We start from the raw sequence: 10599 nt of genomic DNA on the forward strand, positions 1-10599 counted from the left end.
CCCCGCCGCCGCGGGTTCCCTCACCCCCGGGTGACGAGCGCCAGCACCAAGGCCCGGCTCGCTGGCCAGCAACCCTTCGACGTGACGGGGTGCTCCGGGAACGACCTGACCCGACCGCGACCGCGGGACGGGTAAGCACGGCAACGGCCGCCGGACCGCGCCCCCGCGCGCTCCGGCCCCGCGCCGGCCGGCCCCTGCCGGCGACCACCAGGAGCTCAGCATGACCACACCTCCCCGCCGGCGGGACGCCCGCTCGGGCGCCGCGGCCGCCCTCGCCGCCACGACCCTGCTGCTCGGCGCGTGCTCCGGCGGCGCGGGCGGCTCCGGCGGTGACGGCCCCACGGACGCCGCCGCGTCGGCCGAGCCCGTCGAGGGCGGCGACCTCCGGTTCGCGATCACCGTCGACTCCCGCTGCATCGACCCGCAGCAGGTCGGCAACAACGACGCGATCGCCGTCGCCCGCCAGACCGTCGCGTCCCTGACCGCCCAGGACCCGGAGTCCGGCGAGATCGTGCCGTGGCTCGCCGAGAGCTGGGAGGTCGGCGACGACGCGTCGAGCTACACGTTCCACCTGCGGGACGACGCCGTGTACGCCGACGGCACGCCCGTCGACGCCGCGTCGGTGAAGACGAACTTCGACACGATCGTCGCCCTGGGCGCCACGGCGTCGCTCGGCTCGCAGTACCTGGTCGGGTACGAGGGCACGACGGTCGTCGACGAGCGGACCGTGACCGTGGACTTCGCCGCCCCGAGCGCGCAGTTCCTGCAGGCGAGCTCGACGTTCTCGCTCGGCCTGCTGTCGCCCGCGTCGGCGACGCTGACGCCCGAGCAGCGGTGCGCCGGCGACTACGTGGGCTCCGGGCCGTTCGCGGTCGAGTCGTACACGCAGGACCAGGAGGTCGTGCTGTCCAAGGTCGACGGCTACGCCTGGGGCTCGGCCGCGAACGACCACACCGGCGAGGCCTACCTGGACACCGTGACGTTCCAGGTCATCCCCGAGGCCTCCGTCCGCGCGGGCAGCCTGCAGTCCGGCCAGATCGACGCGACGGCGGCGATCAACCCCGTCGACCAGGCGCAGTTCGACGGCAACGGGTTCTGGCTCGAGCAGCGCGCCAACCCGGGCGTCGCGTACCAGCTGTTCCCGAACGAGTCGAGCCCGCTGGCGTCCGACGAGGCCGTCCGCGTCGCCATCTCGAAGGGCATCGACCGGCAGCAGATCGTCGACACCGTCCTGACCGAGCGCGACCAGGCCGCGTCCGGCGTGCTGTCCCACTCCACGCCGCTGTTCGAGTCCCTCGCCGACGACCTCGCCTACGACCCCGAGGGTGCCGAGCAGCTGCTGGACGACGCCGGCTGGGAGGTCGGCGACGACGGCGTCCGCGAGAAGGACGGCCAGCGGCTGTCCACCACGGTGACGTTCTGGCAGGACCCCGCGCCGCTCGAGCTGGTGCAGCAGCAGCTCCGGCAGATCGGCGTCGACCTGCAGCTCCAGCACGTGGAGATCGCGGAGTCCACGGCGATCAAGGCCGACGGGGACTTCGACTTCGACTACTACAACCTCACCCGGTCCGACCCGGACGTGCTCCGGACCGTGTTCTCCGCGAACGCCCGCAACATCAACAAGCGGGCTCCGGAGGAGGTCGACGACCTGCTCGACCGGTCCGCCGCCGCCACCGACCCCGCCGAGCGCGAGGAGCTGGTCACCGAGGCGTCGCGGCTGCTGATCGAGCACGGCCACGCCATCCCGGTGTACGAGCTGTCGACCACGATCGCCGCCGCGGAGCATGTGCACGGCCTGACGTTCGAGGGCTCCAGCCGGCTGGACTTCTACGACGCGTGGGTCGACGCCCGCTGATGGCCCGGTACCTCCTGCGGCGCGCCGCCCAGGGCCTGCTCGTGCTCTGGGCGGCGTTCACCCTCGCGTTCTTCGTCCTCTACCTGCTGCCCAGCGACCCCGCCGCGCTCGCGGCCGGCGCCGGCGGCGAGGTGCAGGACGTCGACCCGGCGCTGCTCGACGACCTGCGCGCGCAGTACGGCCTGGACCGGCCCGTGCTCGTGCAGTACGCCGACGCGCTGTGGCGGGCCCTGCGGCTGGACTTCGGGGCCTCGTACCAGTCGGGCGCACCGGCGGGGACGCTCGTCGCCCAGGCGCTGCCGGAGACCCTGAAGCTGACGGGTGCCGCGCTGGCGCTCGCGGTGATCGGCGGCACCGTGCTCGCCGTCGCCTCGGTGCTGCCGCGCAGCCGGGCGCTGCGCCAGGCGCTGTCGGCGCTGCCGCCGCTCGGGGTCGCGCTGCCCACGTTCTTCGTGGGCCTCGTGCTGCTGCAGCTGGTGTCGTTCCGGGCGGGGCTGCTGCCGGCGATCGGCAACGACGGGTGGCGCAGCCTGGTGCTGCCCGCCGTCACGCTGGCCGTCCCGCCGGGCGCGCAGCTCGCCCAGGTGCTGTCCCGCAGCCTGCGCAGCACCCTCGGCGAGCCGTACGTGGAGACCGCACGGGCGAAGGGCGCCGGGCGGCTGCGCGTGCACCTCGGGCACGCCCTGCGCAACGCGGCCGTCCCCGCCTTCACGATGCTCGGCGTGGTGGTCGGCTCCCTGCTCGGCGGGGCGGTCGTCACGGAGACGGTGTTCTCGCGCGTCGGGCTGGGGCGGCTCACCGTGCAGTCGGTCGACCAGCAGGACGTGCCGGTGGTCCTCGCCGTCGTGGTGCTGTCCGCGCTGGTGTTCGTGGTCACCACCCTCCTCGTCGACCTGCTGTACCCGCTGCTCGACCCGCGGATCCAGTCCCGCGGTCGCGTCGGGGCGGTGGCCGCGTGAGCGCCGCCGTGTCCGGCCCGCTCGCGCGGACGCCGGACGAGATCGAGATCACCGACCGCGAGGACGCCCGGTCGATCCTGCGCCACGGCCGGGTGCGCGGGGCCGGGTCCACCGGCCCGCGGGTCGCGCGGGCCGCCCGGTACCTGGTCCGACGGCCCGGGCTGGTGCTCGCCGGCCTGGTGCTGCTGCTCGTCGCCGCGTGGGCGGTCGCACCCGGGGTGTTCGCGTCCGGCGACCCCCTGACGGGGGTGCCCGAGGACCGGTTGCAGCCGCCGTCCGCCGCGCACCTGCTCGGCACCGACCACCTCGGTCGCGACGTCTGGACCCGCGTCGTGCACGGCGCCTCGCTGTCCCTGCGGACGACGACGCTCGCGGTCGCGGTCGGCCTGGTCGTGGGCTCGCTGCTCGGGCTGCTCGCGGGGTTCCTGCGGGGGTGGGTGGACGACGTGGTGGGCCGGCTGGTCGACGTCCTGCTCGCGGTGCCCAGCATCCTGCTGTCGCTGGCGATCATCACGGCGCTGGGCACCGGGGCCGCGAAGATTGCCGTCGCGGTCGGCATCGGCGCGGTCGCGACGTTCGCGCGGGTGATGCGCGCCGAGGTGCTGCGCACGTCCACCTCGGTCTACGTCGAGGCGGCGCGGGCGTCCGGGTCGCGGTGGTACGCGGTGCTGCTCCGGCACGTGCTGCCGAACTCGTCCGGGCCGGTGCTGGCGCTCGTCGCGCTGGAGCTCGGCGCGGCGGTGCTCGCCGTGTCCGCGCTGAGCTTTCTCGGCTACGGCACGCCGCCGCCCACCCCGGAGTGGGGGTCGCTGGTCTCCGGCGGCCGCGACTTCCTCGCCACCGCCTGGTGGCTGACCACCCTGCCCGGGCTCGTGATCGTCGCGGTGGTGCTGGCCGCCAACCGCGTGGCGCGGGCCCTCGAGACGACGGGAGACGACCAGTGACGCAGGAGGACCGGGGCACGGAGCCCGTGCTCGAGGTGCGCGGGCTGGAGGTCGCGTACCGGACGGCCGGCGGCGGGACCTACCGCGCCGTGCGGGGGGTCGACCTCACGGTCCGCGCCGGCGAGGTCGTCGCGCTGGTGGGGGAGTCCGGGTCCGGCAAGAGCACCACCGCGCACGCGGCGCTGCACCTGCTGGCCCGGGGCGGCGCCGTCACCGGCGGCACCGTGGGGCTCGCCGGCCGGGTCGTCTCGCGGCTGACCGACAAGGAGCTGCAGGCGGTGCGCGGCCGCGAGGTCGGGCTGGTGCCCCAGGACCCGACCGTCTCGCTCAACCCGGTGCAGCGCGTCGGCGACCAGGTCGCGGAGGTGCTCGTGATCCACGGGCTCGCCCGGCGGGCCGAGGCGCGCCGCCGCGCGGTCGAGCTGCTGCGGCGCGCCGGCATCGACGACCCCGCCGCCCGCGCCCGCCAGTACCCGCACCAGCTGTCCGGGGGGATGCGCCAGCGGGTGCTCATCGCCGTCGCGATCGCCGCCGGGCCGCGCCTGCTCGTCGCCGACGAGCCCACCAGCGCCCTCGACGTCACGGTGCAGCGGCGGATCCTCGACCACCTGGAGCAGCTGGTCCGCGAGCAGGGCACGGCGCTGCTGCTCATCACGCACGACCTCGGCGTCGCGGCCGACCGCGCCGACCGGATCGTCGTGCTCGAGCAGGGCGTGGTGGTGGAGGAGGGCACCGCGGAGGAGGTGCTGCACGCGCCGCAGCACCCGTACACGCAGGCGCTCATCGCGGCGGCCCCGAGCCTCGCGAGCGAGCGGCTCGTCGCGCCGGCGTCGGTGCCCGTGCCCGCGGCGGTGCCCGTGCCCGCGGCGGCACCCGGGGACGGCGTCCCGGTGCTCGAGCTCGCCGACGTGCGCAAGGCGTTCCCGCTGCCGCGCGGCGCCGCGTCCCGCGAGGTGCTCGCGGTCGACGGCGTCAGCCTGCGCGTCCAGCGCGGCCGCACCTACGCCCTCGTCGGCGAGTCCGGGTCGGGCAAGAGCACCACCGCGCGGCTCGCGCTCCGCCTGGAGCACCCGTCGTCCGGCCGCGTGCTGTTCCGGGGCCAGGACATCACCGCGACGCGCGGCGAGGCCCTGCGGCGGCTCCGGCGCGGGTTCCAGGTCGTCTACCAGAGCCCGTACGCGTCGCTCGACCCGCGGTTCACCGTCGAGCAGGTGATCACCGAGCCCCTGCGCGCCTACGGGATCGGCGCCCGCGCCGAGCGGTCCGCGCGGGCACGCGAGCTCGTCGAGGACGTCGCGCTGCCCCCCGACGTGCTGCGGCGCAGCCCCCGCGAGCTCTCCGGCGGGCAGCGGCAGCGCGTCGCGATCGCCCGGGCGCTGGCGCTGCGGCCGGACCTGGTCGTGCTCGACGAGCCGGTGTCCGCGCTCGACGTGTCCGTCCAGGCGCAGATCCTCCAGCTCCTGGTGCGGCTGCAGGCCGAGCACGGCCTGACGTACCTGTTCATCTCGCACGACCTCGCGGTGGTCCGGCAGGTCGCCGACGAGGTCGGGGTTCTGCACCACGGGCGGCTCGTGGAGCAGGGCACCGCGGAGCAGATCCTGCTCGACCCGCAGGAGGAGTACACGCGGGAGCTCGTCGCGGCGATCCCCGGCGGGCGGGTGCGTGCGGCGGTGGCGGGGTGAGTGGCCAGGTGCCGGACGTAGACTGGCAGCAGCCCGGTATCGAGGACCTCTCCGTGAGGCGACGACCCGGATCCAGCATCGGAGGGCATCATGCCCGTCCAGCCCGTTTCCCCCTCCACCTCCGTACGCACCGGTGAACCGGTCGTGCCCGGGGCTCGTGCCGCAGCCGATGCGGCCGCCACCGGCGACGACACGCTGCGGCTCGCGTCGATCCTGGTCAGCGGGCTGCCCGCGATGCTGGGGACCGACGACGAGCCGACGACGTACACGGTTCCGGTCGTGTTCACCCGCCAGGTGACCCACCCCGAGAAGACGGCGATCGAGGGGCGCGACAGCACGCACCGGCTCGCCGAGCGCGGCTACCCGCGGGTGACGCTCAAGGTCTCCGACCGGCGCCTGCTGATCGGGAACACCACCCTGGGCCAGCTGCGTGACGGCCTGGCTCACGAGCTCGTCGCCCTGCTCGGCGACATCGACGGCGACCTGAGAGAGCAGCGCGGCCGGGACGACGCCGAGGCCGTCGTGCGCGAGTCCGCGGCCGCCGACCGTGCGGCGAGCGTCCAGCACCTCGTCGAGGAGATCCGGTTCGTCTAGCGGCAGGCGGTCGATCCTGCACGGCAGCGAGCCGGTTCCTGCAAACCGTGGTCGAGGGCGAGGCCCCGCATACGCTGCGGTCATGGGCGCAGAGCAGCTGAGCTTCCGGACGACGATCGGTGTCGAGGTCAAGGGCGAGACCTGGAGCTGTGTCGCGATCCCCGACTCCGCGGAGTTCTTCGGCACCGGGCGGACGGTCCGGGTCGACGCCGCCGTCGACGACGTGCTGCTGGAGGACGTCGGCGCGATGGTGACCGGGACCGGCGGGCACATGGTGTCGCTCAGCGCCAAGGTCCGAAAGGCGCTCGGCAAGGACGTCGGCGACACCGTCGACGTGACCATCACCCCGAGGTAGCCCCAGCCGGGTGTCGCACCGGTCGAGCCGCGGCAGGGCCAGGGGCCGGCCCCGTGGTGCTCCGGCGCAGGGTCGGGCCTCGCGCGGTGGGTGCCCCCAGCAGGACTCGAACCTGCAACCGACGGATTAGAAGGCCGTTGCTCTATCCATTGAGCTATGGAGGCGCGTCCGGGGCGGCCTCGCGCGGCACGGTGCCCGTCCGGCGCACCAGCCTACGCGGCCGGGGCTCCCCGGTGCCGCCCTGCCCGGCCGGCCCGCGCGCTGCCCGGCCGGATTCCCGCGCAGGTCACACGGCGCGTAGGTTTGGCCGCCGTCCCCCGGACGGGCGAGGATGAGGCCGTGAGCGCGCAGGCGGAGAGCACGGCCGCGAGGGAGGTCCTCGACCGGCCGCTCGCCGCCACGTCCCTGCTGGACGCGCTCACCGACCTGCTGCGTGACGTGCGGGCCACCGGCTTCCCGCTGGAGGTGCCCGGGGTCACGGCGGACCGCGCTTCGCGGACCCGCCTGGTGGACCAGCTCGCCGACCACCTGGTGCCGCGGCTGCGCCGGCTGTCCGCACCCGCGATCGTCGTGGTGGCCGGCTCCACGGGGGCGGGCAAGTCGACCCTCGTGAACTCCCTGGTCGGCACGGAGGTGAGCGTCGCCGGGGTGCTGCGCCCGACCACCCGCCGGCCGGTGCTGGTGCACCACCCCGAGGACGCGGAGCTGGTCCGGGAGCACCCCGTCACCGACGCGGTCGCGGTCGTCGAGTCCGACCGGGTGCCGCGCGGCATCGCGCTGATGGACGCCCCGGACCTGGACTCCGTCGAGGAGGGCAACCGCCGGGCCGCGCACCGGCTGCTCGAGGCCGCGGACCTGTGGCTGTTCGTGACGACCGCCGCCCGGTACGGCGACGCGCTGCCGTGGCGGGTGCTGAGCGGGGCGCGGGAGCGCGGCGCGTCGGTCGCGATGGTCCTCAACCGGGTCGACCCGGCGTCGCTGCCGACCGTGCGGGGCGACCTGCTGGAGCGGCTGCGCGGGCACGACATGCAGGGCTCGCCGCTGTTCGTGGTCCCCGACCTGGGCCCGCACGAGGGGCCGCTGGACGCCGCGCTGATCGCACCGATCACCCGGTGGCTGACGATGCTCGCCGGCCCGGACCGCGCGCGGACCGTCGTCGCCCGCACCCTGCGCGGTTCGCTGGCCGCGCTGCGGCCCTGGGTGGACGAGCTCGCCGAGGCCGTCGAGCGGCAGGCCGCCGCCGCCGCGACCATCCGCTCGCTGCTGGCCGACGCCACGCGCGAGCCCGCCGAGGACGCCCGCCGGACCGTCCGCCGCGGCGCCGTCGCCCAGGGCGCCGCGCAGGCGCGGTGGGCCGAGCTCACCGCCCCCGGCGGCCCGCTGGCCGGGGTCGTGCGCGGCTCCGGCCGGGTGGACCGCTCGCGGCGCGCGGGCCGGGACCGTGGCGCCGCCGTGCTGCCGCTCGTGCAGGACCTCGTGTCGTCGGCGTCCTCCACCCTCGCCGCCGTGGGTGCCGCCACCGAGCGGGCGCTCCGGGACGCCCTCGCGGCCGGGCCCGCGGGCGCTCCCTCCGCGGCGTCGCTGTGGTCGGCGACCGACCGCGCCGCCGACCGGCCGCGAGAGGTCGAGCGCGCCGCGCGGGACTGGGTCGGGGGCGCCGTCGAGGTGCTGACCGGGACCACGCCGAGCCCCGTGCAGGCCGGTGCCGACCGGGCGGCCCGACGCGCCGCCGCCACGGCCGCGAAGCGTGCGGCCGCTGCCCAGCGCGCGCTCGGCGACGAGGGTCTCGCGGCGCTGGCGCTCGCGGCCGCCGCGGGGCTGGAGGCCGCCGAGCGGATGCTCGTGGACCTGCTGGGGGAGCGCGGCACCCGGGCCGTCGGGACGCTGCGGGGCGGGCTCGTCGAGCACGCCGCCGCCCAGGCCGACCGCGAGGGCGCCGCGGCCGCCGCGGTGCTCGACCGGCCGGAGCTCGCCCCGGACGCCGCGTCGCTGCTGCGGCTCCGCCTCGCCGTGATCAAGGGGCTGACGTGACCGGGCCGACGACCGACGGACCCGCGCCCGAGGGCCAGGCCGCGGCGACCGTCGTCGACCCCGCCAGCCCGACGTCCCGCTCCACCGGCGTCGCCCCCGAGCAGGACGCCCGGAGCGACACCGCCGCGCTCACCCGGCGCCTCGCGCGCCTGGACGAGGCGCTCGTCGTCGCCGGCGACCGCGTGGACCCCGCGACCGCCGCCCGCGTCCGGTCGATCGGCGACCAGGTGCGGTCCCGGCTCGCGCTCGGCGTCGACCACACCGTCGTCGCGCTGCTCGGCGGCACGGGCTCGGGCAAGTCCAGCCTGTTCAACGAGATCTGCGGCCTCGACTTCGCGGAGGTCGGCGTCAAGCGGCCCACCACCGCGGAGGCCACGGCCTGCGTGTGGGGCACCGGCGGGGACGCGCTGCTCGACTGGCTCGAGGTGGACCCGGACCGGCGCATCGAACGCGAGAGCGCCCTGGACGGCGAGACCGAGGCGCCGCTGCGCGGCCTCGTGCTGCTCGACCTGCCCGACCACGACTCCATCGAGCCCGCGCACCGCGCCGCCGTCGACCGCCTGCTGCCGATGGCGGACCTCCTGGTGTGGGTCGTCGACCCCCAGAAGTACGCCGACGACGCGCTGCACTCGGGGTACCTGCGCCGGCTCGTCGGGCACGAGGGCGCGATGCTCGTCGTCCTCAACCAGGTCGACACCGTGCCGCCGGAGCAGCGCGACGCCCTGGTCGCCGACGTGGCCCGCCTGCTCGTCGAGGACGGCCTCACCGGCGTGCCGGTCCGCACCACCTCCGCCCGCACCGGGGAGGGCATCGCGGAGATGCGGGACGCGCTCGCCGAGGTGGTCGGCCGGCAGAGCCTCGCCGCGCGGCGCGCGTCCGCCGAGATCGTGGACTCGGCCCGGCTGCTGGAGGGCGAGGTCGCCGATGCCGAGCCGCCCGCCGACGCCCTCGACGTGTCTCCCGTGGCCGTGACGCTCGCCCAGGCCGCGGGGCTGCCCGCCATCGCCGACGCCGTCGCCGCCGTGGTGCGGGGCAGCGAGGACCCGCTGCCCTCGTTCGTCTCGGTGCAGCCCGGCACGGTCGCGCTGGCCCGCGGGCAGTGGGCGGACGCCGTCACGGCGCGGCTCCCGCGCCGGTGGGCGGAGTCCGTGCGCACCGGGCTGGCGGAGACCGAGCAGATCCGGTCCGCCGCGGACGAGGCGCTGTCCCACGTGGCGGTCGTCGCCCGGCGCTCGGGGCTCGCGGCGGCCCTGTCCGTGCTGGCGTTCGTGCTCGGCGTCGCCGCCGTGGTGGTGGCGGCCGTGGGCGGCGGGGTCGCGCTCGGGAGCGGCGGTCCGTCCGAGGCGGTGCGGCTGCTGTGGCCCGTGGCCGCCGGGCTCGTGGTGCTCACGGTGCTGTGCGCCGTGCTCGCGGTGCGGGCGCGGCGGTCGGCCGCGGTGCGCCGGGCGGAGCGGGTGCGGCAGGACGGCCGCCGGGCGCTGGAGGGCGTGGCGGAGCAGTGCCTCGCCGCGCCGACCCGGGCCGTGCTCGCCGACCACCGGCGGGTGCGCGAGCTCGCGGCGGGTGCGCGGCAGGGCTGACCGCACGATCACGGCGCGCCGAGCCGTCCACAGCGCTGGCGCGGTCGCGTGGTCCCCAGGGCGGAGCCGGGCCGGGAGCGCGGGGTCTGGCGGGTCGGCCAGCGTGTCGTCCACGGCCGGCCCGACCGGGTGCCGGCACGGACGAGGAGGACGCAATGGCGGTCAACGAGCTCGACCTCACGGTGGTCGGCTGGGTCGGCAACGAGCCCACCGTCTACCGGGGCGACGAGGGGCAGGTGCCCTTCACGAAGTTCCGGCTGGCGAGCACCCCGCGGGTCTACGACCGGGAACGCGACATGTACGTCGACGCGGACACCAGCTGGTTCACGGTCAAGGTGTTCCGGCAGCTCGCGCAGAACGTCGCGGAGAGCCTGCGGCGCGGCGATCCCGTGGTCGTGCACGGGCGGCTGCGGCTGGAGGACTGGGTGGCGGCCGACGGGCACACGCGCACCACGGCGGAGCTCACCGCGGACTCCGTCGGGCACGACCTGGCCCGCGGGACCAGCCGGTTCTCGCGCACCGTCCACGAGGTGCGGAACGGGTCGGGCGGCGGCGAGGGCGCCGACGGCGGTGGGACGGACCCTGGGACGGGCGGCGGC

The 10599-nt window shown here is 76.5% G+C and carries 9 protein-coding genes, 1 tRNA gene and 1 riboswitch; of the genes, 9 read left to right on the plus strand and 1 reads right to left on the minus strand.

Annotation, left to right across the window (positions count from 1 at the left end; translation table 11 throughout):
• Nucleotides 1-29: 29 nt before the first annotated feature.
• A riboswitch (SAM riboswitch) is annotated at nucleotides 30-144 on the plus strand.
• A gap of 76 nt (nucleotides 145-220) precedes the next feature.
• From KJP73_RS10440 to KJP73_RS10465, 6 genes are all read left to right on the plus strand, one after another.
• On the plus strand, nucleotides 221-1855 hold the full coding sequence (locus KJP73_RS10440) for an ABC transporter substrate-binding protein (protein WP_213282793.1): 1635 nt from the start codon (nucleotides 221-223) through the stop codon (nucleotides 1853-1855).
• Complete coding sequence (locus tag KJP73_RS10445) at nucleotides 1855-2814, plus strand: ABC transporter permease (RefSeq protein ID WP_213282794.1); 960 nt, start codon at nucleotides 1855-1857, stop codon at nucleotides 2812-2814. The genes KJP73_RS10440 and KJP73_RS10445 overlap by 1 nt, the downstream gene beginning before the upstream one ends.
• Nucleotides 2811-3758: an ABC transporter permease gene (locus KJP73_RS10450; RefSeq protein ID WP_433995167.1), complete on the plus strand. Its 948-nt coding sequence runs from the start codon at nucleotides 2811-2813 to the stop codon at nucleotides 3756-3758. The genes KJP73_RS10445 and KJP73_RS10450 overlap by 4 nt, the downstream gene beginning before the upstream one ends.
• The gene (locus tag KJP73_RS10455; protein ID WP_213282795.1) at nucleotides 3755-5440 is read left to right on the plus strand and encodes a dipeptide ABC transporter ATP-binding protein; all 1686 of its coding nucleotides are present in this window, start codon (nucleotides 3755-3757) and stop codon (nucleotides 5438-5440) included. Before KJP73_RS10450 ends, KJP73_RS10455 begins: the two co-directional genes overlap by 4 nt.
• 144 nt (nucleotides 5441-5584) lie before the next feature.
• Nucleotides 5585-6034, plus strand: a complete 450-nt coding sequence (locus KJP73_RS10460; RefSeq protein ID WP_213282796.1) for a hypothetical protein — start codon at nucleotides 5585-5587, stop codon at nucleotides 6032-6034.
• An 82-nt stretch (nucleotides 6035-6116) separates the two neighbouring features.
• Entirely contained in the window at nucleotides 6117-6389 is a 273-nt protein-coding gene (locus KJP73_RS10465; RefSeq protein WP_213282797.1) for a DUF1905 domain-containing protein, read from the plus strand.
• Between the two features lie 91 nt (nucleotides 6390-6480).
• Here KJP73_RS10465 and KJP73_RS10470 read toward each other — a convergent pair.
• Nucleotides 6481-6553: transfer RNA gene (locus KJP73_RS10470), tRNA-Arg, on the minus strand.
• 175 nt (nucleotides 6554-6728) lie between these two features.
• Between KJP73_RS10470 and KJP73_RS10475 the strand changes: the two genes are divergently transcribed.
• The 3 genes from KJP73_RS10475 to KJP73_RS10485 form a co-directional block, all read left to right on the plus strand.
• On the plus strand, nucleotides 6729-8420 hold the full coding sequence (locus KJP73_RS10475; RefSeq protein WP_249669290.1) for a dynamin family protein: 1692 nt from the start codon (nucleotides 6729-6731) through the stop codon (nucleotides 8418-8420).
• Complete coding sequence (locus KJP73_RS10480) at nucleotides 8417-10000, plus strand: GTPase (RefSeq protein WP_249669291.1); 1584 nt, start codon at nucleotides 8417-8419, stop codon at nucleotides 9998-10000. Before KJP73_RS10475 ends, KJP73_RS10480 begins: the two co-directional genes overlap by 4 nt.
• A 155-nt stretch (nucleotides 10001-10155) precedes the next feature.
• The coding region (locus KJP73_RS10485; RefSeq protein ID WP_213282799.1) for a single-stranded DNA-binding protein at nucleotides 10156-10599 on the plus strand (444 nt) is incomplete at its 3' end.

This window comes from Cellulomonas hominis, from assembly GCF_901521055.1.
Classification (GTDB): domain Bacteria; phylum Actinomycetota; class Actinomycetes; order Actinomycetales; family Cellulomonadaceae; genus Cellulomonas; species Cellulomonas endometrii.

Coding starts and splice junctions, on each gene's coding strand:
- KJP73_RS10445 (WP_213282794.1), top strand. CDS start 1,855: ATGGCCCGGTACCTCCTGCGGCGCGCCGCCCAGGGCCTGCTCGTGCTC.
- KJP73_RS10465 (WP_213282797.1), top strand. CDS start 6,117: ATGGGCGCAGAGCAGCTGAGCTTCCGGACGACGATCGGTGTCGAGGTC.
- KJP73_RS10440 (WP_213282793.1), top strand. CDS start 221: ATGACCACACCTCCCCGCCGGCGGGACGCCCGCTCGGGCGCCGCGGCC.